This is a genomic window from Shewanella marisflavi (assembly GCF_002215585.1).
Classification (GTDB): domain Bacteria; phylum Pseudomonadota; class Gammaproteobacteria; order Enterobacterales; family Shewanellaceae; genus Shewanella; species Shewanella marisflavi.
Window position 1 is genome coordinate 3170846 of the sequence record NZ_CP022272.1, and the last position, 24521, is coordinate 3195366.

Below are 24521 nucleotides of genomic sequence, written 5' to 3' on the forward strand. Positions count from 1 at the left end.
TACATAAACGCTGGGAGATAAGTTTTAACTGTCACTGAAAATGAGGGAGTAGGAACTTGGTGCCTAATACTAGAAAACTACTAGAAAACAAAAACCCGCCATTTAGGCGGGTCATTGTGCGAACACTGCATCTTATTTTACGTTTTAACGAGTGCTTACTTAGCAAGCTTCTCGCGGATACGTGCAGACTTACCTGAACGCTCACGTAGGTAGTAAAGCTTAGCACGACGAACACGGCCGCGACGCTTAACTTCGATGCTAGAGATGAGTGGGCTGTGAGTCTGGAACGCACGCTCAACACCTTCGCCATTAGAGATCTTACGTACAGTGAATGCAGAGTGCAGACCACGGTTACGCTTAGCGATAACAACGCCTTCAAACGCCTGTAGACGCTCTTTACCGCCTTCAACAACACGTACTTTTACAACTACTGTGTCACCTGCACCAAATTCTGGTACGTCTTGCTTCATTTGCTCATCGTTGAGCATTTTAATGATGTTATTCATGAATAAACTCCATACTAGTAATAACTGACCACTTTTACTCGCCTGCTTGGGCGGTATTAACAAACTCGGCTAATAGCTTGGTTTGTTCGTCAGTCAGAGCTAGATTTTCAAATAATTCTGGTCGTCGTAACAAAGTTCTTCCGAGACTCTGCTGCAAACGCCAGCGTCTAATATGTTCGTGGTTGCCACTAAGTAATACTGCCGGTACATCGATACCATCAAGGCTTTCGGGGCGAGTATAGTGGGGGCAATCCAGTAATCCGTCAGAGAAGGAATCCTGCTCTGCCGATGCCTGTTTTCCAAGAACCCCTGGAACCAAGCGTGATACCGAATCAATCAGGGTCATCGCTGGGAGTTCACCGCCCGAAAGCACGTAATCCCCTATCGACCACTCTTCATCCACTTCCGTTTGTATAATGCGTTCATCGATACCTTCGTAGCGACCACACACTAGAATCAAACGCTCCGATTTAGCTAACTCTTGGACGCCCTGCTGAGTCAGCTTGCGTCCCTGAGGAGAAAGATAAATCACCTTTGCCTTGTTACCCGCCGCCGCTTTAGCAGCGTGGATGGCATCGCGTAGAGGCTGCACCATCATCAACATGCCAGGTCCGCCGCCATAAGGCCTGTCGTCCACTGTTCTATGTTTATCATGGGTGAAATCTCGAGGATTCCACGTCTGCAACTCTAACAAACCGTTACTTACGGCCCGACCCGTTACACCAAAGTCTGTTACGGCACGAAACATCTCTGGAAACAGGGTTACTACCCCTAACCACATCTGTTGTCCCTCGACTTAGAAGTCCGGATCCCAATCCACCAAAATTTGTTTTTCCGTTAGGTTCACCTCAAGGATGAACTGCTCGGTAACAAAAGGAATCATACGTTCCGTTTTGCCAAAGCCATCTTTCGCGTTGGCCTTCACAAGTAGCACGTCGTTCGATCCTGTTTCCACGATCTGGTCGACCTTGCCCATGTTATAGCCTTTCGTATTCACCACGTCACAGCCGATAAGGTCACGCCAGTAGAACTCGTCTTCTGGCAGTTCTTTCATCGCCTCGGCGGGAATGGCAATCTCACAGTTAGTGAGCATTTGCGCTTGGTCTCGAGTGGTAACACCTTCTAGCACGGCGATAATCGCCTTGCCTTGGTAGCGCCACTGTTCAACCTTGACTTCGCGCCATTCACCTTGCTCTTTAATCAACCAAGGAGAATAGTCAAAAATATCTTCGACAGAATCGGTATAGCTAGTGATCTTCAACCAACCTTTAATGCCGTGACTAGCGCCTAATTTGCCTAGTACGACTGGGTCTTGGTGACTACTCATCAATCTATACCTTAACGCTATTAAGCAGCAGCTTTACGAGCGTCTTTGATCAGTTTCGCTACACGATCAGTAGTAGCAGCACCGTTAGCAACCCAGTGTTCTACACGATCAAGATCTAAGCGAAGCGCTTCTTCTTGACCTTGAGCAACAGGGTTGAAGAAGCCAACACGTTCGATGAAACGACCGTCACGAGCGTTACGGCTATCAGCAACAACGATGTTATAAAATGGACGCTTTTTTGCGCCGCCTCGAGCTAAACGAATGGTAACCATGCGTCTTTTATCCTCTAATGATTTGCTTCGTTATGAAGCAAAAATAAAAACTGGAACCCCGTGTTCGCGAAGAGTCCCAGATAGAAAGCCGCACGATTCTACCTGAATCGGCGACGAATGCAACATTTTTACACGACAATACTCTACAGCATATGACTTACTCATCATTGGGAATATGCAACTCAAACCGCAGGCAATAAGCTTAAAAAGCTAATTAATGGTAAGTGTAACCCAAAAGGTCAACGGCAACTTGACGGCTATTGAACATCCCCCACCCTAGAAGACTTATCCGCCAAAGTCTGCGTCTGTTGCTCTTCCTTAAGCACACCGCCACCGAGTGAGCGATATAGCTTGATCATCGCCAACAATTTGTCTCGTCTCACCTCACTTAAGCTAAGCTCGGCATTAAACAAGCTTCGTTGTGCATCCATAAGATCTAACGAACTCGATACGCCATTGCGATATCGTAACATCGCTAGGTGAGTATATCCGCGTGCTGCTTCGACCAGCTCTTCTTGCGCTTCAATCGCTAACTCAGAGCGCCGAAAACTATTCATGGCATCGTTAACTTCAAAATATGCTGCCAACACTGTGCTGCGATAAGCAAGTAGAGCCTGCTTCGATTCCTCTAGGGCTATATCGTATTGGGCCGCGATACTGCCAGCATTGAAAATAGGCGCAGTAATACCTCCAAGTAGTGACCAAGTGACTCCTTGACTATCAAAGATCTTATCTAAATCCTCAGATTCCGTGCCATAGCGACCAGTAATGTTAAATTTAGGGAAAAAAGCCGTTTTGGCCAACCCCACATTCGCGTTGGCCGCAATTAATGCCAGCTCTGCAGCTTTGACATCAGGCCTCTGTGACAGCATTTGTGACGGGATGCCCACCCTAAAAGAGGAAGGAAATGGCACTTCGGCAATGAGTGACGCTAAATCACCCTCTACTTTAAGCGGATAATCATATTCGCCGAGCAAAACCCTTAACTGATTAGCTTTTTCTTGACGTGCAAAATCGAGAGACGGCAAGGTGACTTTAGCACTCTGGTATTCCACTTCAGCTTGCTTAACCTGCAAGCTTGAAATCACCCCATTTTGTTTTCTTAACCTTGCCAAATCACGCTCTTTTTTACGCAACTGAACCGTATTGACAGAGATTTGATAACGCTGCTCAATATCAAGCCATTCATAATAACGACTGGCAACATCGCTTATTAGGCTAATAACCGCCAAATTAAGCGCTTCTTGTGCCGATAGAAAATGTGCATATTCAGCTTCACTGCGACGCCGATTAGCTCCCCAAATATCAAGTTCCCAAGACACTGTACCTGCAATATCGAAGTCATTGCTGTGAGTGGGATCTGCGCTGATTATCCCACTGTCGATTGAACGCTCTGCATTAGCCTCTAAGCCAATTTCCGGATAAAGCGTCGCGTCAGTCACTGTCACTTTCGAACGAGCAGCGATGAGGCGAGAACGTACCGCCTCAAGATCTAAGTTTTGCGCTAACGCATAAGAGATAAGTTTACGCACATTGGGGTCAAGGTAAAATGACTGCCATGCCACAAGACCATCATTGTCGATGGTATCTTGTACCAACTCGTGATGATATTGCGCCGGTAGCTCAAGGTCTGGATGCTGATAATTAGGCCCCATTGCACAACCCACTAAGCCCAGTACCATCGCTGTAACTCCTATGACCTTAGCCTTAGCAACCAAAGCGAGCTTTAACGCGAATCTAGCTTGATCTCCGAGACGTTGATTAGCCATGAGCATTGCCCTCCTGCGCAGGATGTTCATTCGCTGCAGTAGGGTTTATTTTAGACTTTAACCAGCCTGCGGTCGTGACGAAAAAGAGGGGCACCATAATAATACCTATAGTGGTCGCAAACACCATTCCGCACAGAATAGGGATAGAAATGCTCTGGCGACTCACAGCGCCAGGCCCCACAGATAACACTAGCGGCAACACGCCTAAAATGAATGCCATTGAGGTCATCAGAATGGGGCGAAAACGCATGTTGGCTGCCTCTAGCGCGGCCTCAAGATAGCCTTTTCCTTCCTTAAGCAATTGATTGGCAAACTCGACAATCAAAATAGAGTTCTTCGCCGCCATCCCAATCAGCGCAATAAAGGCGACTTGGAAGAATAAATTACTCTCCATGCCACTGACCCAAGTGCCTAAGGCTGCCCCCAACATAGCAATCGGTGCGATGAGCAATACCGCTATGGGGATAGTCCAACTCTCATAGAGTGCAGCTAGGAATAAGAATACAAACAACATGGCTAACGCGACAGCGATACTGGTTTGATTGGCTGACTGTACCTCCTGATAGGTGATTCCTGTCCATTCGTAACTAAACTCATTGGGTAAAATGGGTTTAGCAACTCGCTCTATGGCTCTAATCACATCACCAGAGGCATAACCCGCTGCCGGCGTTGCATTAATAGAGGCGCTGCTAAATAAATTGTAATGAGTTACCGCAGCAGGGCCAACAGAATACTCATACTTCGCCAGCACACCGATAGGCACCATAGCACCGCTGGATGAACGCACATAGTAATCTTTTATCTGCTCAGGAAACTGACGATAACTCTCCTCGGCTTGCACTTTTACTCGATACACACGGCCAAATAAATTGAAATCATTAACCGTAGAAGAATCTGTAAAAGTTTTTATCGTACTGTAGATATCAGCCACATTAACGCCAATAGCCATCGCTTTGGCTTCATCAACCGTTAAGTGCAGCTGTGGTATCGCACTTTGAAGGGACAGCCCTGCCGTCGAAATTTCTGGTTGTAATTTAAGTTGTTCAACCAGCTCACCAGCGGTTTCCATTAAGCCTTTAAAGTTTGTCCCAGAGGTGTCTTGTAGCTCCATTTCAACCCCAGAACCATTACCTAATCCTGGTACTGCCGAGGGTAAATACACGTTGAACTCAGCTTCTAATATATCGAGTAACGCGTGATCTATCTCTTTCATCACTTTTTTAACCGTTGCATCACTCTGCATCCGCTCAGACCAAGGCTTAAGAATAATTTCGAATTGACCATTTGCTTGGTTAGAGCCTGAACGACGATTCTCTCCGGCCAAGGTAAACGAATATGCAACAGCGGGATGGGCCAACACTTTGGCTTCGGCTTTCTTTAGCACAGCTTGTGAACGATTCACGGTTGCGCCATCAGGTAAGGTCATATCGATAAAAAAGCGACCTTGATCTTCATCAGGCATAAAACTCGACGGTAGGTTTGACATGATCATATAAACGCCACCGACCATAATGGCAAACACCAAATAACTGCGTGTAGCCTGCCGAGCAGTTAATGCAACGATCGCGACATATTTACTGGTACAAATATCCAGCTTGTCGTTCATCCATTTGAAAAAACCCGAGGTGGCCTTATCTCCTGGCCTTAGCAATAAGGCACACAAGGCTGGCGACAATGTCAGCGCCACGATCGTAGAGATCAACACCGCCACGGTAATCGCTATGGCAAACTCACGGTACATGATCCCGGTTATCCCCGATAAAAAAGAAACAGGCACAAATACCGCCGCCAAGACTAAGCTTGTTGCCACCAGCGCGCCAGAAAGCTCTTTCATGGCAACACCGGTCGCCTCAACGGAGTTTAAGCCCTTTTCATGCATTAAGCGCTCAACGTTTTCCACGACCACAATGGCATCATCAACCACAATACCGATCGCCAGCACTAAGGCCAGTAAACTAACAGTGTTGATTGTAAACCCAAACGCCAGCATGGCCGCCAGCGTGCCAATCAATGATACTGGCACCGCAATTGCGGGGATCAAGGTTGCCCGCAAGTTCTGCAGGAATAGATAGACCACCAATATCACTAGTATCAACGCTTCAATTAACGTTTTAACCACTTCTTCAATCGAGTTTTCAATAAAAATCGAGGCATCAAAAAAGACTTCCCAGTTCATACCTTGAGGGAACTTTTCTGCCAGTGTCGCCATTTCGTTTTTAACTTTTTTGGTCACCTCTAGGGCATTGGCGCCGGGTAACAGGTAAACCTGCAAAATGGTCGCATTGACCCCATTTAGTTGTGACTGTAGGGTGTAGGATGACGAGCCTAACTCCACCCGCGCAATATCACGCAACCTGATAAGAGAACCATCGCTATTGGCACGTACAATAATCTCTTTAAATTGCGGCACACTGCTCATACGCCCCTCTGCGGTGATAGGCATTGTCATACTTAGGGACTCTGCATTGGGCTGAGAACCAATAGCCCCCGCGGGCGACTCCTTATTCTGTGCTTTTACCGCTGCGATCACGTCGCTAGTCGTAAGGCCATAACCAGCCATAATATCGGGCTTTAACCAGACTCGCATTGAATAGCTTCGTGACCCGGTATTTCGCACTCGCCCGACGCCTGGGATACGTTTAAGGGCAGCTTGAATATTGATGGTAGCGTAGTTACTTAAATAAATTTCGTCATAGCGATCATCGGTCGATGTTAACGCCAATTTAAGTAGCTCAACCGAGGCTTCTTTCGATACAGACACCCCTTCGGTTTGCACATCAATGGGTAAGCTTCCAGCGGCTTGTTGAGTTGAGTTTTGCACATCAACCGCAGCCAAGTCAGGGTTAGTGCCAACATCAAAGGTAATGGTGACATTAGTGCTGCCAGAGTTAGTGCTCTTAGAGCTCATATAAATCATGTTCGGTAAACCGTTTAATTCTTGCTCTAACGGTGTAGCAACCGACTCTGCAGCCGTTGTTGATGCGGCACCAGGATAGGAAGCCGACACTTTAACTTGTGGCGGCGTAATATAAGGATATTGATCTATCGGCAGTTTAAACATGGCAATTAAGCCAAGCAGCACGATCACAATGGAGATAACACAAGCATAAACCGGTCGAGTCACAAAAAATTGTGCCATGGTTACTGCTCCTGTTCTTGTTCTAACGCTTGCTGCTTAAGCGCCTGTTCTTTTTGAGCTCGATCTTCGCGCTGTTGATATTCTTGTTGAGTTAATGGCTCAGCCAGTTGACCGTGACGAACGCGGTGCATACCTTCAACAATCACCAATTCACCCGCGCGTAAACCACTCTTAACCACTACCCCCATCTTACCCTGGTGCTCTATCACGATAAAACGCCGCTCGACCTTATTATCAGGTTGCACCACCATGACATATACCCCGCCCTGTTCGACCTGGGTAGCCTTTTGTGGGATCACTACGGCGTCATCTATCTCATCAAGCTTGATCCGTACATTGGTATATTGACCTGGTAGCAGCTCTTTATTGGGATTGGGTAGCTCAGCCCTTACTTGAAAGGTACCCGTTTCAGGATTAACTGACGGGTCGGTAAAGCGCACATCCCCCAAATATGGGTAAGCACTATTGTCGGGTAAGGTAATAGCCACAAAACCTTCGACGGCTTTACCTTCGGTCTCGGCTTCTTTCTTGTCAGAGTAACTCGTCATGCGACGACGGGCATTAAGGTAATCTAAAGCCGACATATTGAAGGTGACATAGATGGGGTTAACTTGCTTTACCCGAGTAAGCAAAGATTGACCATTACTGCCAACGAGTGCACCTATATCAACCTCTGAACGGCTAACTAAACCAGATATCGGCGATTTAATCTCTGTATAACTCAGCTCCAACTGAGCTTCTTCCAACTCAGCCATACTTGCCGCAAGACTTGATTTAGCTTGGGATAACACTGATAACGCATTATCAAAATCGAGCTGACTAGCAGCATCTTGCTCATACAAAGGCCTTAAACGGTCCACATCACGCTTGGCTTTATCCAAAGCTGATTGCTGTGATTCGACATTGGCTTTTAAACGATTTACCACTGCCAAATAAGGTCGATTGTCAATGCGATATAACACTGCACCTTTTTTTACCGCACTACCTTCGATGAAGCTTTTTTCTTCAACAAAACCATCAATACGTGCCCTAACCTCTACATCAAGTGATGCTTGTGTCACGCCAATGTAGTTGCCATAAAGTGGCACATTGGTTGAACTGACTTTCTCAACAACAACTAACTTAGGAATGATTTTCGGCTCAGTCTTCTCGCAGCCAACTAAAGAAATTAATGCCACAATGACAACGACTAAGTGTTTTGCCGGAAAAACTATTCTAATCATGAATATGTCCTAAATTAATCAATCGTACCACGCAGCACAAGGCTGCCCATTTCAAACTCAACGAATCAATGAGCAACGTTAATACGATGTGGTGTGCAGGAATAAGTGTAAATGCTAACATCCAACAACATCAAGAGAACAACCAAATAGCAGCAAGATAAAAAACCATAAAATCAGTCAATAACCTCAGTTGCAGCTTTCTTCGACATCGCAAAAAAAAGCTCAAGCGTATTGCTTGAGCTTTATGATTTGCGAATTTTAAAAAGACTTAATTAACGGCCAGGCATCTTCATGCCTGGAGGCAGCATGCCACTCATGCCGCGCATCATCTTCTTCATGCCACCTTTACCCGACATTTTCTTCATCATCTTCTGCATCTGGGTAAATTGCTTGAGCAAGCGGTTCACATCCTGGATCTGAGTGCCCGAGCCCATGGCGATACGACGCTTGCGAGACCCTTTGATAATATCAGGGCGCTTACGCTCAGCAGGCGTCATAGAGTTAATAATAGCCTCCATTTGCCCGGTTAGCTTACCATCTTGCACCTGAGCCAAGGCTTCTGGCGGCAACTGACCCACACCGGGTAGCTTCTCCAGCATATTCATCATGCCGCCCATGTTTTTCATCTGTTGCAGTTGCTCGCGGAAATCTTCTAAGTCAAAGCTGCCGCCCTTCTTGACCTTAGAGGCCAGCTTCATCGCCTTCTCTTTGTCGACGCCGCGTTCGACCTCTTCGATCAAAGAGAGGACATCGCCCATGCCAAGAATTCGTGAAGCAACACGATCCGGATGGAAAGGCTCTAACGCATCGGTCTTCTCGCCGACACCTAAAAACTTAATTGGCTTGCCAGTGATATGACGAATCGACAAGGCCGCACCACCGCGGGCATCACCGTCGACCTTAGTCAACACCACACCAGTCAGTGGCAACGCCTCATTAAAGGCCTTGGCGGTATTGGCCGCATCCTGACCTGTCATGGCATCGACCACAAACAGGGTTTCGATAGGCTTAACGGCGGCGTGTAATGCCTTGATCTCATCCATCATGCTTTCATCGACATGCAGGCGACCTGCGGTATCGACAATCACCACATCGATAAACTTGAGCTTGGCGTGAGCCATGGCTGCGTTAACGATATCGATAGGCTTCTGGCTAACATCCGATGGGAAAAATTCAACTTCGACTTCGGCGGCCAAGGTTTCCAGCTGTTTTATCGCCGCGGGGCGATAAACGTCGGCACTAACCACGAGTACCGATTTTTTCTCTCTTTCGCGTAGGAACTTAGATAGCTTGGCGACACTGGTGGTCTTACCCGCACCTTGCAGGCCCGCCATCATGATCACCGCGGGTGGCTGCGCCGAGAGGTTTAATGCCTCGTTGGCTTCGCCCATGGCGTTTTCCAGTTCACTCTGGACTATTTTGATAAAGGCCTGGCCAGGACTCAGACTTTTAGAGACTTCCTGGCCGACGGCACGTTCCTTGACGCTGTTGACGAAGGCTCGTACAACGGGCAAAGCGACGTCTGCTTCCAGTAGCGCCATGCGCACTTCGCGTAACGTTTCTTTAATATTGTCTTCAGTTAAGCGACCACGGCCACTGATGTTCTTCAGGGTTCGTGATAATCTGTCGGTTAGGTTCTCAAACATTATCGCGTTCTTTACCGGTTAGAATTTACATGATTGGGGCGTATTATAGCGATGCACAGATATTATGCTACCGCACTGCGTAAGTTATGGCTGGGACATCGCACTATTTTGCAGGCAAGAAAATGTCAAAACTTAGGAGTAACGCTCAGAAAGTGCTAATTTTTGTGTGTAAAGCCTCTGCCCAAAATAGTCTCCATCGTGTTATTCTAACAATCAACTAACGAGACAAACTCGGCCGCTTAGTGCGAGCCGTTTTACAACAAGAAAGCTAACATAACGGTAGGTTAATTTTCGATGGTGATTTTTTCGGCTTCTGCCATTCTATTTTACAGTATCGCGCTCGTCTTAGTGGTCAGTCGACTGTTTCATGCTGATGGCCCTAACCGTAAAGCCGTCGCGGCCGTTGCCGCTGTGGCCGTGGTACTTCATGCCGCCGCACTGTATCAGGCCATCTTTACCGGTAACGGTCAAAACTTTAGCCTGACCAATGTGATCTCCATGGTGAACTGGATTATCTCCTTCACCTTTACCATTTTGATGTTCCGTCTTAAGGTCATTGTGGTCGTGCCGGTTGTCTATGCCTGCTCGGTGATCTCTGTCGCCTTGCTGTGGCTACTACCGCCCGAATATATCACCCACTTCGAACTCTATCCTGAAGTCCTTGCCCACGTGGTGCTGTCGCTGATGGCATACAGTGCACTGATGATTGCTGCCTTGTACGCCATTCAACTGGCGATGATCCAAAACAAGCTGAAAAAGAAACAGTTGATGCTCAGCCCGGCAATTCCCCCACTAATGACAGTTGAAAAACAGCTGTATCATCTGGTGATTATCGGTGTGGTGCTGTTAAGCCTATCGCTGGCAACTGGCTTTATCTTCCTGGACGATATGTTTGCCAATGGCCAAGGCCATAAGGCTATTCTCTCTATCATGGCTTGGTTTACCTATATCGCCATGTTGGGCCAACAATACTGGGTAGGCTGTAAGATCCGCACCGCGGTCGCCTACACCTTGATAGGAGCGACTCTGCTCTCTCTCGCCTATTTCGGCGCCCGTATCGTTAAAGAGTTAATCCTGCAATAGTGAGCCCAGCAGAGGCTAAGTACTAACATTCATCTGGGTCAGTATTGACTAAAGTGCTACCCAGGTGAACTTGACTCTTTGTCCAAACCGCTGTATTTACTTATGCCTTAACGCTATTCTTACTCATCAACGCCAAAGTGGGGCCACTGATTGGAAGCTATATCCACCAGCGTACTTCTAATACTTCTATTTGTACTCATTATTATCTCCGCCTACTTCTCTGGCTCAGAAACCGCCATGATGTCGCTCAACCGCTATCGCTTACGGCATCTGGCTAATAGCGGGCACAAGGGCGCCAAGCGAGCCATCAAGCTGTTAGAGCGTCCTGACCGTTTGATAGGTTTAATTCTGATCGGCAACAACCTGGTGAATATTCTCGCCTCGGCCATTGCCACCATCTTAGGTATACGCTTATTTGGCGATCTGGGGGTCGCCATTGCCACTGGTGTGCTTACCTTAGTGGTGCTGGTGTTTGCCGAAGTGACGCCGAAAACCGTGGCGGCCTTGCATCCTGAACGCATCGCTTTTCCTTCGAGCATACTGCTCAAGGCGCTATTGGTCGTGCTATCACCTCTGGTGAAAATCGTTAACTTTATTACCTCCACTTTCCTGCGCTTACTGGGAATTCGTTCGGTGAAGGCCGATGATGCCCTGAGTCAGGAGGAGCTGCGCACTGTGGTGCACGAAGCGGGCGCCCTGATCCCTCAGCGCCACCAGGAGATGTTGCTGTCTATCATGGATCTGGAAAAGGTCACGGTCGAAGACATCATGATCCCCCGCTCGGATCTCTACGCCATCAACATTAACGATGACTTTAGCCGCATCAATAGACAGGTGATTCAGAGTCCCCATACCCGGGTATTGCTATACCGCGACAACATAGATGATGCGGTAGGCTTTGTGCACTTAAGAGATGCGCTGCGACTGCAATCTAAGCAGCAATTCAGTAAGTCCTCACTGCTAAGGGCAGTAAAAGAGATCTACTTTATTCCAGAAGGAACGCCCCTTAACGTGCAGCTGGCTAACTTTCAGCACAATAAGGAGCGCATCGGTCTAGTAGTGGATGAATATGGCGATATTCAGGGGCTGGTGACACTGGAAGATATTCTGGAAGAGATCGTCGGCGACTTTACCACTTCGATGATCACCACACCCAGCGAAGATATCAACAAGCAGCAAGACGGCAGCTTTTTGATTGACGCCACCATCAACATCCGTGATCTGAACAAGGAGATGGAGTGGCATTTCCCTATCGACGGACCTAAGACACTTAACGGGCTAATCTTAGAATATCTGGAAGAGATCCCCGAGCCCAATACTTCGATGCGTCTGTGTGGCTATCCGCTCGAGGTGGTAGAGGTTGCAGATAATATGGTCAAGACGGTACGGGTGATACCCCAGCACTACAAGGCGCCCAAGGGCAGTCGAAAATAGTGTTCCACCACTCACAAAAAAAGGCGCTCTAAAGCGCCTTTTTGCTTATTATCACTTATATGAACACTGTTATTAGCCGCCCTTACTGGCATGGGTTAAGGCGCGGCGCTTCTCTATCGCCAGAGGCGTTATCGCCTTGTCCAGCTCCTTCTCCAGCCCTAGCATAAAATAGAGCTCAGCCATCAGGAAAAAGGGGCCAATAAGCAGCTGGTTCAAGTCGTCGATAAAGGCCGGCTTAGCTTTCTCATACTTGTGGCCAATAAGCTGAAAGATCCAGCCAATCACGAAGATACTAATGGCGATAGGCCAAGCCTGATCCTGCAGTGACACTAAATAGGAGGTGTAGAGCACAGGAAGAATAAACAACATCAACCCAAGGGCGAGTCTCGCATGCAAGATGAAATAATAGAGCAAGACAAAAACGGTAAACAGCCCAGCCACATTAAATACCAGACCCGATGGTTCATGGGTAAAAAAGGTCACAGGTATGCTGTTTAACATCACAAAAGCCGCCCAGATGATCAGCGGTATCCCCACAAAATGCGTCTTAATATTAGTGGGATTGAGGTGAACGCTCTTATAGGTGGATAACTGCTCAATCGCAGATTTCATGGTTAGCTCCATTATCTTATGGCTTTTAGCGTTCCATCAACTCTTCCCAACCAGGCCATTAAGACTCAAGGGATGAAGCACAACGCTTGTCTGATTCAACCTAAGCTAAAACATTTCATCAACAGATACCAGCCTAAAACAAAAGCAGCATAAGTTTTTATAAATCAGGAGTATAAGACTCAAACACGCTAGAGCACTCAAGCCGAGTACTCGCGCCAATCCGAAAGAAGATTTCAAACAAAAAAGGTGGGGGTAGCATCCTGCCTTAGCAGGATTCCAGGATCACGGTTGCCGTAGCATAATGCTTTTCATCGGCAATGGAGATATGTGCGCGCGCACCGCCAAGTGTTGTGAGCCTATCTGCCGCACCATCGCTAAAGGTGATTGAAGGAGCGCCGTTGGCATCGTTACTGATGGCAATATGTTGAAATGAGACGCCGCGCCCTATTCCGGTACCCAATGCCTTGGCGGCAGCTTCCTTAGCGGCGAAGCGTTTGGCCAGGTAGCGCCCAGGCTGCGCGGAGGCAACAAATATCGCCATCTCAGTCTGGGTCAGCACTCGCTTGGCCAGTGGACATTTAGCCAAGGCTAACTCATCACCCGCCTCGGGCACCTTGTTGACGATACGCGCGATCTCGACGATATCAGTCCCTAAGCCTACGATCATAAGTTCTCCTTCAACACGCGCCCAATAAGGGCGCATGCCTTTACACTACTGACCGCTACGGCCTTCGACCATCAACTGCTTCATGTCGCGAACGGCCTTATCTAAACCGTCGATAGCGGCGCGGGCAATAATGGCGTGGCCAATATTAAGCTCATAGAGCTCAGGAATTGCCGCGATAGGCTTAACATTGTGATAGTGCAGACCATGACCCGCGTTAACCACTAAGCCTTTACCATGGGCATAGGTGGCCATCTCTGTGATACGCGCCAGCTCTTTTGCCTGCTCTGCATCTGTCTCGGCATCGGCATAGCAACCTGTGTGAAGCTCGATAACTGGGGCGCCCACGGCGACCGTTGCATCAATCTGCACGGGATCGGCGTCGATAAACAGCGATACCTTGATGCCAAGGGCGGTCAAACGCTCAACTGCGGCGCGGATCTTCTCCTGCTGACCGGCTACGTCTAAACCACCTTCTGTGGTCAGCTCTTCGCGCTTCTCTGGCACTAAACAGACATAGGCAGGCTTAACCTCACAGGCGATATCCAACATCTCCTCGGTCACCGCCATCTCGAAATTCATGCGCGTCTTGATGGTCTTAGCCAACAGATAGATATCGCGGTCGCAGATATGACGTCTGTCTTCACGCAGATGCACGGTAATGCCTTCGGCGCCCGCATGCTCGGCAACGGCTGCAGCATGTACGGGATCTGGATAGCTGGTCCCACGGGCCTGACGTAAGGTAGCAATGTGATCAATATTAACGCCTAGATGAATGCGGCTCATGGAGATTCCTTAAGTGTAGAGTTTAGCGATTTGAATTTTGTGCCTATTTTACTCAAGCTTAAGGGAAGGCCACAAGGAAAACACCAAATGAAAATACTCAAGTCTACGCCCTCACCGCGACTGCAGCGTTACTTACTGTAGCGAGATGGACGGTTACCCTTTAAAAACAGTGCCCGGGACTTGAGTGGCTTGTCTCCTAACAGCGGCGCCAGCAGCTGCCGCATCAACAGCTTAGCCTGCTTAAATTGGTCTGCGACTAGCTTATCTTGCTCCAGCGCCAGCAGCATCTTGCCACTAAAATGGTTAGGCTTAGGGCCAAGCGCCGTACTAAAGCCCTCCTCAGACAGCAGGCGATAATAGTAATCGGCTTCGATAGGGCTACCATCGATATCCCGGGTCAGGGAAGGCATCACCCCAAGCTCTTTAAGTAGTGCTAACTCAAACTGTCTGAGCTGGGCCTCGCTAAAGCTTGCCGCCATGGCCATCAGCGTCTTGTGATAGGTAAAGAAAAACTGCTCGGCGCCATGTTCAACCGACAGACAGCGTACCATCAACTCGTTAAGATAGAGACCAGCAAAGCTGTCGCTGCCACTTAAGGGCACGGCCGGACTGGCCGCTTCCACCTGGTACAGGCTCTTAAGACTGCTTCGACCCGACAGTTGAAACAATAGGGGCTGAAAAGGTTGCAGTATGCTCTTGATGGACGATTTACCGCTGCCAAGGCGCGCCACGGCATCGACCCGGCCGAGGCCATCCACCAATAGATTAACCAGCACACTCGACTCCCTGTAAGGGCGGGTGTGTAGTACATACCCCCTTTGCATGTATCCTTTTCCTTAATCGATACTCATAAAAAAGCCGAGATGACAAAAGTACTCACTTTCATCATCTCGGCTCAATCTTATCCTGCCGGCCTAGCTTTCGCCATAACCCAGTGAGCGCAGGGCACGCTCATCATCCGCCCAGCCGGACTTGACCTTAACCCATACCTCGAGGAACACCTTATTATCGAATAAGACCTCCATATCCAGGCGGGCCTGGGTGGCTATGGTACGGATGCGCTCACCCTTGTTACCGATCACCATGCGTTTTTGGGTCTCACGTTCAACCAGAATCAGAGCATTGATCTGATAGACGCCATTTTCCATCATCTTAAACTGCTCGATCTCCACCGTGGCATCATAAGGCAGTTCATCCCCTAAGAAGCGCATCAGCTTCTCACGCACGATCTCAGATGCCATGAATTTCTGCGATCTGTCGGTCACATAATCTTCCGGGAAGAAATGAGGTGACTCAGGCACAGACTCGAGCGCGAGATCCATGATGCGCTGCACATTGGTGCCATGGGTAGCCGAAATAGGCAGAATCTCATCAAATTCAAATTTAGCAGCTAAGCTCTGCAGATGCGGAAACAGCGCTTCCTTATCCTTGATGTTATCCACCTTGTTGATCGCCAGAATCGTCTTACGACCATCATCACGGCTTTGGAGCTTCTTCAGCACCATCTCATCGTCCGCGGTCCAGTTAAGACCATCGACCACAAACACCACCAAACTAACCTCGGCCAGGGAGCTGGACGCGGCGCGGTTCATCAGGCGGTTGATGGCGCGTTTTTCTTCGATATGCAGTCCTGGGGTGTCGATAAACACCACCTGACGCGGCCCATCGGTATGGATCCCCATGATGCGGTGACGCGTGGTCTGCGGTTTCTTGGAGGTGATCGAAATCTTTTGGCCTAACAACTTATTCAGCAGTGTCGACTTACCCACATTGGGACGACCAACGATCGCCACCATGCCGCAGTAGGTCACTTCATATTGAGTGCCACTGGCCCCTTGGTTCATTCGAGCCAAGAGTTCATCTAAACTGGGCTCTTGCGCCTGTTCGGGTTTATCGCTCATGATTTAATACGCTCCAATACTTCTGCCGCGGCAATCTGTTCTGCCTTTCTGCGGGAATTTGCCACGCCAACAACGGCCTCTTTCAACTGCTCCACTTTGCATTCCACGGTAAAGGTTTGCGCGTGGGCTTCGCCGCTAATATTCACCACCTTGTATACAGGTAGTGGCTGTTTAAATCCCTGCAGGTGCTCCTGCAGCAGGGTCTTTGGATCTTTCTGATTCACCGGCTCTATCACCGCCAAGCGGCTCTTATACCAGTTTAGTACTAAAGTGCGACAAGCCTCGATATCAGCATCAAGATAGATGGCGCCGATAATGGCTTCCATGGCATCGGCCAGAATAGATTCACGGCGGAATCCGCCACTCTTAAGTTCGCCAGGGCCTAACTTAAGATAGTCGCCAAGCTTAAACTCTTTGGCGATCTCTGCCAGCATCTTGCCACACACAAGCGTGGCACGCATGCGGCTGAGATCGCCTTCGGTCGCCTTGGGAAACTGTTGATACAAGGCATCTGAGATCACGATTGAGAGAATCGAGTCACCTAAAAACTCAAGTCTTTCATTATGCTTGCTGGCCGCACTCCTGTGGGTCAGCGCCTGCTCTAACAGGGCAATTTGCTGAAACTGATAACCTAAGGTTCTACCCAAACGCGGCAGATTTTTAATGGGTTCCATCTACACAATTCCGCCTACACGGTTAAAACGTACACCTGTCGGTACCCAAGTGGGCAAAAAGTCCGATGGCTTACGCTCAAATTCAAAACTAATCCAGATCGCTACCGCCTTGCCAACAAGGTTAGCTTCAGGCACAAAGCCCCAGAAGCGCGAGTCGGTACTATTATCGCGGTTGTCGCCCATCATGAAATATTGTCCCTCTGGCACCACAAACTCACCCACTGCCAGATTACCTTCACGGAAGTAGTAAGAGGTTGGCTCACCGCGCCCTGGGTTGATCAAAATATCGTGGGTCACATTCCCTAACTGCTCCTTGTAACGTAGCAGTGGAATATTATCTTGGGTGAACTCTCCCTGATTGACCCCAACGCGCGCTATCTTCTCAAGCTTTGGACATTCACTCTGTCCCTCTGGGCAGGCTTTTTGAATATAGAGGTCCTTGTTACGATAGACGATGCGGTCGCCCGGCAGGCCGATGACACGCTTGATATAGTCAATTTGTGGATTTTCCGGATATTTAAATACCGCCACATCGCCGCGCTCAGGCTTTCCTGTTTCTACCAGTTTGCTGCGCCACACAGGATCTTTTAGCCCATAGCTAAACTTCTCTACCAGGATAAAGTCACCCACCAACAGGGTTGGCATCATAGAACCTGAGGGAATTTGAAACGGCTCATAAAGAAAAGAGCGTAAGATCAACACGAAAGCGATAACTGGAAAAATAGAGCGCGAGGTTTCCACTATGGCGGATTCACGCACGATTTTTTCAGCACTCTCTTCACTGATCTCCTGATTAGCGGCCTGAGCTATCGCCAGCTTCTGTTGGCGCTTCGGCGCTAACACCAGGGCATCAAACATCCAGATCAAGCCACTGCCCAGTGTCACCAAGACCAAAATAAGGGAAAAATAAGCTGCCATACGCTAACTAACTCCTGCGAAATGAGATTGTCGGTACCTGCCTAGGGAGCAGGTCAATAGCCCATTTATACTGTAACAAACAAAGCGCCGCAAACCGCGGCGCTCATTATCGATCACTATTAACAATTATTAACTAAAAAGTGATTACTCGTTGAGCTTGAGCACTGCCAGGAAGGCCTCTTGAGGCACTTCAACATTACCCACCTGCTTCATACGCTTCTTACCCTCTTTCTGCTTCTGCAGCAGCTTCTTCTTACGCGACACGTCACCACCATAACACTTAGCGGTTACGTCTTTACGCAGTGCTTTCACTGAAGAACGGGCAATGATCTGACTGCCAACGGCGGCCTGAATTGCGATATCAAACATCTGTCTAGGAATAAGCTCTTTCATCTTGTTGACCAAGGCCAAACCTTGGTAACGCACGTTAGCCTTATGCAGAATCATCGCTAGGGCATCGACGCGATCGCCGTTAATCAACACATCCAGACGCACCATGTCGGCGGCCTCGAAACGCTTAAAGTTGTATTCCAGCGACGCATAACCACGACTGGTTGATTTCAGACGATCAAAGAAGTCCATCACCACTTCGGCCATCGGCATATCATAGGTGATTGCCACCTGATTGCCGTGGTAGACCATGTTGGTCTGTACACCACGTTTCTCGACACAAAGGGTGATCACATTACCCAGGTATTCTTTCGGTACCAGGATATTAGTCTCCACGATAGGCTCGCGCATCTCTTCGATATTATTCATCGGTGGAAGATCCGATGGGTTATCGACATAGATTGTCTCGCCCTTAGTGGTCACTACCTCATAAACTACCGTAGGTGCTGTCGTGATCAGATCCAGGTTATATTCGCGTTCCAGACGCTCCTGAATGATCTCCATGTGCAGTAGGCCGAGGTAACCGATACGGAAACCAAAGCCCAGTGCCGATGAGGTTTCTGGCTCGAAGAAGAGCGACGCATCATTAAGACTCAGCTTGTTGAGCGCATCACGGAAATTTTCATAATCGTCGGTCGAGATAGGGAATACGCCCGCATATACCTGAGGCTTCACCTTCTTAAAACCAGGAAGAGGCTTGTCAGCGCCATTCTTGGCCAGCGTCAAAGTATCGCCCACTGGCGCGCCGTGGATCTCTTTGATGCCCGCAATCACGAAGCCCACTTCACCCGTATTCAGCTGAGTCGTATCTGTCTGCTTAGGCGTGAAAATACCGACGCGATCGGCTGTATGGGTTTGGCCGGTCGACATCACCTTAAACTTGTCACCCTTCTTAAGCATGCCGTTCTTGATGCGCACCAAAGAAACCACGCCCAGGTAACTGTCAAACCAAGAATCGATAATCAATGCCTGCAGCGGCGCATCAGGATCGCCTTTTGGTGGCGGGATCTGCGCAACAATCGTTTCCAGCACATCGCTAATACCAAGACCCGTCTTCGCCGAACAGCGCACCGCGTCAGTGGCCTCGATACCTACAATATCTTCAATCTCTTCAGCGACTCGCTCTGGGTCGGCCTGAGGTAGATCTATCTTGTTGAGTACAGGAACCACGTCGAGATCCATTTCGAGAGCGGTATAGCAGTTTGCCAGCGTCTGTGCCTCAACACCTTGCCCGGCATCGACCACTAACAAGGCGCCTTCACAAGCCGCCAGTGAACGCGAAACTTCATAGGAGAAGTCCACGTGACCAGGAGTATCGATGAAGTTAAGCTGGTAGGTTTCACCATCTTTGGCTTTATAGTCGAGTGTCACACTCTGGGCTTTAATGGTAATACCGCGCTCACGCTCGAGATCCATTGAGTCCAATACTTGCGCCGCCATCTCGCGGTCAGACAAGCCACCGCACTCTTGAATAAGACGGTCAGAAAGGGTTGATTTGCCGTGATCAATATGGGCAATAATCGAAAAGTTTCTAATATGCTTCATTGTGCGAAATGACTAAACTCGAAATTGAAAATTATCTAAAAGTGCCGAATTGTACCCGATCGACAACCTAATACCAATTGGAATCATTCAGACGGTGAAAATAATAGACTAGCTGACTGAAGACACCTTGCTAAGGGGGTGCCCCAGACGGGAGATGATAACAGGTTGACTGTTTATCTCTATGGCCTTGGCCCAGCGGCGCCCGACCATCCAGGCACTAACAGCCCCGAGAATACCTGTGATAATGGCCGGTATATCATTGCCAGCGAGATCCAGACTTTGCGCCATAAAATGGCCTATGCCTGCGCCGATAAATAAACCCGCCAGCGGCATTAGATAGACGATAGCAGCGGCCTTTAAGATCACGCTTTCAGGCAGGCCAAGCTTAAGCAGTTCACCCGCTTCATATTGGGTATTACTGGGCAGCGAGAATCGCTGCACTTTAGGAGAAAAAGCCTTGGATACGGCAGAAGTTCCACAACTCTCATTGTTATCACAATGATTACAGGCATTTTTAACTTTCACTTCAACAGTAACCCAGCCATCGCCCGGGCACCTGATCACTGTGGCGGTTTCTTCCATCATAATCAGATCACTCTATAGTGATGCTTTTTGCGATACGGCTTAGTGTCTCTGCAGGCACCTTGCCCACAGCAACGACTTCGGCGTTACCCACCCTTTCAGTTGCTAAGGACAAACCGTTACGTGTCATCAACTCATCGGGCAGCGCGGTATCACCGGCTCTGGCCACATACACTGAGATATTGACTAAACCATCGCTTAGGGCAATGTACTCCACCGCCTCATGGCTACCAATCAGCCTGTGATTATCCTTCACCAAGATCTTAAAACCTTGGGGCAACCAAGTGAATTGCCAGTTATCGGCCTGTTCCCTCTGGGGCTGCGGCATGATCTCGGGCCAATCCTGCTTATAGGCTTCATGCAAAATCGCTGGCGCGTCATCTAGCACAATCAGCTCTACGACCAGTATCTGCTCGAGTAACTGCTTCTCAAGATTGAGCATGTCATAACGTAGAGGCAGATAGGTATCCATATCCAGCCACACCTGATAACCGTATCTATGGTCATCATTAGGAATAATTCGCACCAACTGACTGGGGCGCCCTGCAAGTCGCGAACGACCGCCGAGCACAAACTGATACCCAGCTTCCAGGTTGGAGATAGAGCCAGCAAAGGCGGGAGGTAATACCCCTTGGATACGATCAGCTCTCACGCTATAGGCGGGTTGGTCATGTTCGATAAAGGTGACGGTATTACCGACACGCACGGCATTTTTCGGCGGACCATTAAGGTGTTCGAGAAAAGCCACCTCTTGGTCATCGACCATACCGTGAATATAAACCAGGGGACGAATGTGATCCGCTTGAAGGTGGATCAAGGACATCTTGAATTCTTGCCCTTTCAAGGCAAGGCTCATATTTTCAAGCCAAGCCTTAGCGGACAGTTCTTCCTGCGCGCTGACAGGAAAAACCAGGACTAACAGGGCCAACCAAATAAGACGCAAGCTAACTCCTTAACCATACTAATCTACACATATAGGGTAACAGTGTGACCAGTATAAAAAGCTTTTAGTGATTAACCGGGATCGGTGTCATCTCACCATTGTCGTCTATATTGGCACTGTTGTTCAATCTTTGTTGCAGCATATGATCTTGAATATAGGTGTTAATGCGATGACGCTGCTCCATCACACGCTCATTGGTATAGCTTTGATTTTGCTGCACAGGGCCCGTCTGCAAACTCACCGGTGATGCGCTACCAATCAAAGGACGGGTATTGAGTACCGGCATAGGCGCCGCATCTTCGATACCAGTCTGATTATAATTTTGTACACCAATCACGGCTACCAGTGCCACACTGGCCGCAATGGCATACTGACCAAACTGCTTAAATAGCGGGACCACCTTGGCAAACTGACTTTGGGGCGCGACTTCAGGCGTATCGACACGCTTAGGCACCAGGATACTAGGCTCATGCTCGATAGCCGCAGCGATATTGGCACTGAGATCTAAATTGATCGCAGCTGGCAACTCACCACGCATTGCATCACCTATCATGTGATAATCACGCCACTTTTCATGCGAATCCGTATCGGCTGCCAATTCAGCCAATACCTGCTCGTCGACTTCACCGTCAACGGCAGCGGAGACCCATTCCTGACCTAATTTATCCATTTATCACCCATATAAATTTAGTGTATCGAGTTAAATGCTTTATCGTTCCAGCAAAGGCTGCAACTTCTTGTCGATGGCTTCACGCGCTCTAAAAATACGAGAACGCACAGTACCCACAGGGCACTCCATCACATTGGCAATCTCTTCATAACTCATCCCATCGAGTTCACGTAAAGAGATGGCCATCTTCAATTCTTCCGGCAAGGTATCGAGCGTATCGAAAACCACTTTCTGAATCTCATCTGACAACATAAGACGCTCTGGGGAGGCGAACTCCTTTAGCGCATCACTGCCGTCATAGTATTCGGCTTCTTCTGCATCGACATCATTGGCAGGCGCTCGCCTGCCCTGTGCCACTAAATGATTTTTCGCGGTATTCACCGCGATGCGATACAACCAAGTGTAAAACGCACTCTCACCCCTAAAGTTAGGCAGCGCACGATAAGCTTTAATAAAGGCTTCCTGTGCCACATCCGCCACATCCGCCTGATTCCGCACATAACGGGCAATCAGATTAATGACTTTGCTCTGGTATTTCTGTACCAGCAGGTTAAAAGCGTTTTTGTCTCCTTGCTGCACTCGCTCAACGAGTTGTTGATCACTTATCTGTCCACTCATCCGAGCCGACTACTCCTAAATCTAAAATGCTGATTTCTCAGTCGCTCGAATCATATTCACATATGTAGACTAGCCCACACCGAAAAAGTTCTAAAAAAAATTGCGATATCCAAATTTATTTTCTACCGCGAGATCTGTATCCATAAATTCCGTCTTGGTTTACCATAGACAATACTCGCATAACTTACCATGATACCTGATGAAACAAGTAGTTGAACATCAATCTGACGTTTTGGTTATCGGCAGCGGGGCTGCTGGTTTGACTTTAGCATTACATCTGGCTGAAAAATCAAACGTTATCTTACTCTCCAAAGGTCCACTCAGCGAAGGCTCCACCTATTATGCACAGGGTGGTATCGCCTCAGTATTCGATGAAGAGGATACCATCGAATCTCACGTGACCGATACCCTGATTGCCGGGGCGGGGTTATGCGACGAAGAAGTTGTGACCTTCACCGCCGAAAACGCCAAGAGCTCTATGGAATGGCTGATCCATTGCGGTGTCGCCTTCGATAAGGAAGAGACCGCCGACGGTGATAAAAGCAAGGCGCCGTACCATTTAACCCGTGAAGGAGGCCATAGCCATAGGCGTATCTTGCACGCGGCCGATGCCACAGGCAAAGAGGTACAAGTTACGCTGCAAGAGCGCGCGCTCACCCACCCCAATATCAAGGTACTGGAGCGCTACAACGCCATTGACCTGATCACCACCCGCAAACTCAAACGACCCGGCAACCGTGTTCTTGGTGCTTATGTATGGAACCGCGACGAAGAACATGTGGAAACCGTCAAGGCACGCTTTGTTGCCCTGGCCACAGGTGGTAGCTCAAAGGTATACCAATACACCTCAAATCCTGATATCGCTTCGGGTGACGGTATTGCCATGGCCTGGCGCTCGGGTTGCCGTGTGGCCAATATGGAGTTCAACCAGTTCCATCCGACTTGTCTCTACCACGCCGATGCGCGCAACTTCCTATTGACGGAAGCGCTTAGGGGCGAAGGGGCCTATTTGAAACGCCCGGACGGCACCCGCTTTATGCCCGACTTCGACGAGCGTGGCGAACTCGCCCCTCGTGATATCGTGGCTCGTGCCATCGACTATGAGATGAAGCGTCTGGGCGCCGATTGTGTCTATCTGGATATCACCCATAAACCCGCTGACTTTGTGATCAAACATTTCCCGACTATCTACAAACGTTGTCTAGAGCTGGGTATAGATATCACTAAAGATCCTATCCCTGTCGTACCTGCCGCTCACTATACCTGTGGGGGCGTGATGACAGATCTCCACGGCCAAACCGATCTCAATGGCCTCTATGCCATAGGTGAAGTGGCTTATACTGGTCTGCATGGCGCCAACCGCCTCGCCAGTAACTCACTACTGGAATGTTTAGTATTCGCCCGCGCCGCAGCCGAAGATATCGAGAGCCAACTGACTAAAATCCCTATGCCGGGTGCGCTGCCCGCCTGGGATGAGAGTAAAGTATCCAACTCAGATGAAGAGGTGGTGATTGCCCACAACTGGCATGAACTGCGTCTTTTCATGTGGGACTATGTGGGGATCGTACGCTCAGATAAACGCCTTGAGCGCGCGCTGCGTCGCTGCGCCATGCTACAGCAGGAGATCCAGGAGTATTACAGCAACTTCAAGGTGAGCAATAACTTACTCGAACTGCGTAATCTGGTTCAGGTTGCCGAGCTGATCATTCGCTGCGCCATGGAACGTAAAGAGAGCCGTGGGCTGCACTACAATATCGATTACCCGAATAAGGGCAATAACCCGCTACCTACCATATTGCTCCCAGAGCAATAACCTAAG

At 48.8% G+C, this 24521-nt stretch carries 23 protein-coding genes; 3 read left to right on the forward strand and 20 right to left on the reverse strand.

Annotated elements, in window-relative coordinates; all coding sequences use genetic code 11:
* Nucleotides 1-155: 155 nt before the first annotated feature.
* The 8 genes from rplS to ffh all read right to left on the reverse strand — a co-directional run bounded on the left by rplS (nucleotide 156) and on the right by ffh (nucleotide 9882).
* A complete protein-coding gene (gene rplS, locus CFF01_RS14070) occupies nucleotides 156-506 on the reverse strand; it encodes a 50S ribosomal protein L19 (protein ID WP_011864870.1) in 351 nt (116 codons plus the stop codon).
* A 34-nt stretch (nucleotides 507-540) separates the two neighbouring features.
* Nucleotides 541-1287, reverse strand: a complete 747-nt coding sequence (gene trmD / locus CFF01_RS14075) for a tRNA (guanosine(37)-N1)-methyltransferase TrmD (RefSeq protein ID WP_088905208.1) — start codon at nucleotides 1285-1287, stop codon at nucleotides 541-543.
* A 15-nt stretch (nucleotides 1288-1302) separates the two neighbouring features.
* Nucleotides 1303-1833, reverse strand: a complete 531-nt coding sequence (gene rimM, locus CFF01_RS14080; RefSeq protein WP_033539793.1) for a ribosome maturation factor RimM — start codon at nucleotides 1831-1833, stop codon at nucleotides 1303-1305.
* Between the two features lie 20 nt (nucleotides 1834-1853).
* Nucleotides 1854-2105, reverse strand: a complete 252-nt coding sequence (gene rpsP, locus CFF01_RS14085; RefSeq protein WP_033539792.1) for a 30S ribosomal protein S16 — start codon at nucleotides 2103-2105, stop codon at nucleotides 1854-1856.
* A gap of 257 nt (nucleotides 2106-2362) precedes the next feature.
* Nucleotides 2363-3874 carry an efflux transporter outer membrane subunit gene (locus CFF01_RS14090; RefSeq protein ID WP_232479446.1) on the reverse strand — a complete coding sequence of 504 codons (1512 nt, stop codon included), beginning with the start codon at nucleotides 3872-3874 and terminating at the stop codon, nucleotides 2363-2365.
* The gene (locus CFF01_RS14095) at nucleotides 3867-7013 is read right to left on the reverse strand and encodes an efflux RND transporter permease subunit (protein WP_088905210.1); all 3147 of its coding nucleotides are present in this window, start codon (nucleotides 7011-7013) and stop codon (nucleotides 3867-3869) included. The genes CFF01_RS14090 and CFF01_RS14095 overlap by 8 nt, the downstream gene beginning before the upstream one ends.
* A gap of 2 nt (nucleotides 7014-7015) precedes the next feature.
* Complete coding sequence (locus CFF01_RS14100; RefSeq protein WP_088905211.1) at nucleotides 7016-8236, reverse strand: efflux RND transporter periplasmic adaptor subunit; 1221 nt, start codon at nucleotides 8234-8236, stop codon at nucleotides 7016-7018.
* A gap of 272 nt (nucleotides 8237-8508) precedes the next feature.
* The gene (gene ffh, locus CFF01_RS14105; RefSeq protein ID WP_033539791.1) at nucleotides 8509-9882 is read right to left on the reverse strand and encodes a signal recognition particle protein; all 1374 of its coding nucleotides are present in this window, start codon (nucleotides 9880-9882) and stop codon (nucleotides 8509-8511) included.
* A 294-nt stretch (nucleotides 9883-10176) separates the two neighbouring features.
* Between ffh and CFF01_RS14110 the strand changes: the two genes are divergently transcribed.
* Nucleotides 10177-10965, forward strand: coding sequence for a cytochrome C assembly family protein (locus CFF01_RS14110; RefSeq protein WP_088905212.1), 789 nt, complete (start codon nucleotides 10177-10179; stop codon nucleotides 10963-10965).
* A gap of 150 nt (nucleotides 10966-11115) precedes the next feature.
* The gene (locus tag CFF01_RS14115; protein WP_088905213.1) at nucleotides 11116-12399 is read left to right on the forward strand and encodes an HlyC/CorC family transporter; all 1284 of its coding nucleotides are present in this window, start codon (nucleotides 11116-11118) and stop codon (nucleotides 12397-12399) included.
* 72 nt (nucleotides 12400-12471) lie between these two features.
* Here CFF01_RS14115 and CFF01_RS14120 read toward each other — a convergent pair whose 3' ends face one another.
* From CFF01_RS14120 to rpoE, 12 genes are all read right to left on the reverse strand, one after another.
* Nucleotides 12472-13011, reverse strand: coding sequence for an Mpo1 family 2-hydroxy fatty acid dioxygenase (locus CFF01_RS14120; RefSeq protein WP_088905214.1), 540 nt, complete (start codon nucleotides 13009-13011; stop codon nucleotides 12472-12474).
* 265 nt (nucleotides 13012-13276) lie between these two features.
* Nucleotides 13277-13678 carry a holo-ACP synthase gene (gene acpS / locus CFF01_RS14125; protein WP_088905215.1) on the reverse strand — a complete coding sequence of 134 codons (402 nt, stop codon included), beginning with the start codon at nucleotides 13676-13678 and terminating at the stop codon, nucleotides 13277-13279.
* Between the two features lie 45 nt (nucleotides 13679-13723).
* Nucleotides 13724-14461 (reverse strand): pyridoxine 5'-phosphate synthase, encoded by a 738-nt coding sequence (gene pdxJ / locus CFF01_RS14130; RefSeq protein WP_033539786.1) that lies wholly within the window; start codon nucleotides 14459-14461, stop codon nucleotides 13724-13726.
* A 128-nt stretch (nucleotides 14462-14589) separates the two neighbouring features.
* Nucleotides 14590-15285: a DNA repair protein RecO gene (recO, locus tag CFF01_RS14135; protein WP_088905216.1), complete on the reverse strand. Its 696-nt coding sequence runs from the start codon at nucleotides 15283-15285 to the stop codon at nucleotides 14590-14592.
* A gap of 90 nt (nucleotides 15286-15375) precedes the next feature.
* Entirely contained in the window at nucleotides 15376-16362 is a 987-nt protein-coding gene (gene era / locus CFF01_RS14140) for a GTPase Era (protein ID WP_033539784.1), read from the reverse strand.
* The gene (rnc, locus tag CFF01_RS14145) at nucleotides 16359-17036 is read right to left on the reverse strand and encodes a ribonuclease III (protein ID WP_033539783.1); all 678 of its coding nucleotides are present in this window, start codon (nucleotides 17034-17036) and stop codon (nucleotides 16359-16361) included. The genes era and rnc overlap by 4 nt, the downstream gene beginning before the upstream one ends.
* Nucleotides 17037-17954 carry a signal peptidase I gene (gene lepB, locus CFF01_RS14150; protein WP_088905217.1) on the reverse strand — a complete coding sequence of 306 codons (918 nt, stop codon included), beginning with the start codon at nucleotides 17952-17954 and terminating at the stop codon, nucleotides 17037-17039.
* A 144-nt stretch (nucleotides 17955-18098) separates the two neighbouring features.
* Nucleotides 18099-19889 carry a translation elongation factor 4 gene (lepA, locus tag CFF01_RS14155; protein ID WP_088905218.1) on the reverse strand — a complete coding sequence of 597 codons (1791 nt, stop codon included), beginning with the start codon at nucleotides 19887-19889 and terminating at the stop codon, nucleotides 18099-18101.
* Between the two features lie 108 nt (nucleotides 19890-19997).
* Nucleotides 19998-20474, reverse strand: coding sequence for a SoxR reducing system RseC family protein (locus CFF01_RS14160; protein WP_088905219.1), 477 nt, complete (start codon nucleotides 20472-20474; stop codon nucleotides 19998-20000).
* Nucleotides 20475-20481: 7 nt separating this feature from the next.
* Nucleotides 20482-21414, reverse strand: a complete 933-nt coding sequence (locus CFF01_RS14165; protein ID WP_088905220.1) for a MucB/RseB C-terminal domain-containing protein — start codon at nucleotides 21412-21414, stop codon at nucleotides 20482-20484.
* A 64-nt stretch (nucleotides 21415-21478) separates the two neighbouring features.
* Nucleotides 21479-22084 carry a sigma-E factor negative regulatory protein gene (locus CFF01_RS14170; protein ID WP_033539778.1) on the reverse strand — a complete coding sequence of 202 codons (606 nt, stop codon included), beginning with the start codon at nucleotides 22082-22084 and terminating at the stop codon, nucleotides 21479-21481.
* A gap of 39 nt (nucleotides 22085-22123) precedes the next feature.
* Nucleotides 22124-22702, reverse strand: coding sequence for an RNA polymerase sigma factor RpoE (gene rpoE / locus CFF01_RS14175; protein ID WP_033539777.1), 579 nt, complete (start codon nucleotides 22700-22702; stop codon nucleotides 22124-22126).
* 199 nt (nucleotides 22703-22901) lie between these two features.
* On the opposite strand from rpoE, the gene nadB reads away from it, so the two are divergent.
* Nucleotides 22902-24515: an L-aspartate oxidase gene (nadB, locus tag CFF01_RS14180; protein WP_033539776.1), complete on the forward strand. Its 1614-nt coding sequence runs from the start codon at nucleotides 22902-22904 to the stop codon at nucleotides 24513-24515.
* Nucleotides 24516-24521 lie beyond the last annotated feature (6 nt).

Coding starts and splice junctions, on each gene's coding strand:
- rpsP (WP_033539792.1), bottom strand. CDS start 2,105: ATGGTTACCATTCGTTTAGCTCGAGGCGGCGCAAAAAAGCGTCCATTT.
- CFF01_RS14120 (WP_088905214.1), bottom strand. CDS start 13,011: ATGAAATCTGCGATTGAGCAGTTATCCACCTATAAGAGCGTTCACCTC.
- CFF01_RS14160 (WP_088905219.1), bottom strand. CDS start 20,474: ATGATGGAAGAAACCGCCACAGTGATCAGGTGCCCGGGCGATGGCTGG.
- ffh (WP_033539791.1), bottom strand. CDS start 9,882: ATGTTTGAGAACCTAACCGACAGATTATCACGAACCCTGAAGAACATC.
- lepB (WP_088905217.1), bottom strand. CDS start 17,954: ATGGCAGCTTATTTTTCCCTTATTTTGGTCTTGGTGACACTGGGCAGT.
- rplS (WP_011864870.1), bottom strand. CDS start 506: ATGAATAACATCATTAAAATGCTCAACGATGAGCAAATGAAGCAAGAC.
- trmD (WP_088905208.1), bottom strand. CDS start 1,287: ATGTGGTTAGGGGTAGTAACCCTGTTTCCAGAGATGTTTCGTGCCGTA.
- pdxJ (WP_033539786.1), bottom strand. CDS start 14,461: ATGAGCCGCATTCATCTAGGCGTTAATATTGATCACATTGCTACCTTA.
- rnc (WP_033539783.1), bottom strand. CDS start 17,036: ATGGAACCCATTAAAAATCTGCCGCGTTTGGGTAGAACCTTAGGTTAT.
- CFF01_RS14095 (WP_088905210.1), bottom strand. CDS start 7,013: ATGGCACAATTTTTTGTGACTCGACCGGTTTATGCTTGTGTTATCTCC.
- CFF01_RS14090 (WP_232479446.1), bottom strand. CDS start 3,874: ATGGCTAATCAACGTCTCGGAGATCAAGCTAGATTCGCGTTAAAGCTC.
- CFF01_RS14110 (WP_088905212.1), top strand. CDS start 10,177: ATGGTGATTTTTTCGGCTTCTGCCATTCTATTTTACAGTATCGCGCTC.
- rimM (WP_033539793.1), bottom strand. CDS start 1,833: ATGAGTAGTCACCAAGACCCAGTCGTACTAGGCAAATTAGGCGCTAGT.
- acpS (WP_088905215.1), bottom strand. CDS start 13,678: ATGATCGTAGGCTTAGGGACTGATATCGTCGAGATCGCGCGTATCGTC.
- CFF01_RS14170 (WP_033539778.1), bottom strand. CDS start 22,084: ATGGATAAATTAGGTCAGGAATGGGTCTCCGCTGCCGTTGACGGTGAA.
- recO (WP_088905216.1), bottom strand. CDS start 15,285: ATGCAAAGGGGGTATGTACTACACACCCGCCCTTACAGGGAGTCGAGT.
- nadB (WP_033539776.1), top strand. CDS start 22,902: ATGAAACAAGTAGTTGAACATCAATCTGACGTTTTGGTTATCGGCAGC.
- CFF01_RS14100 (WP_088905211.1), bottom strand. CDS start 8,236: ATGATTAGAATAGTTTTTCCGGCAAAACACTTAGTCGTTGTCATTGTG.
- rpoE (WP_033539777.1), bottom strand. CDS start 22,702: ATGAGTGGACAGATAAGTGATCAACAACTCGTTGAGCGAGTGCAGCAA.
- lepA (WP_088905218.1), bottom strand. CDS start 19,889: ATGAAGCATATTAGAAACTTTTCGATTATTGCCCATATTGATCACGGC.
- era (WP_033539784.1), bottom strand. CDS start 16,362: ATGAGCGATAAACCCGAACAGGCGCAAGAGCCCAGTTTAGATGAACTC.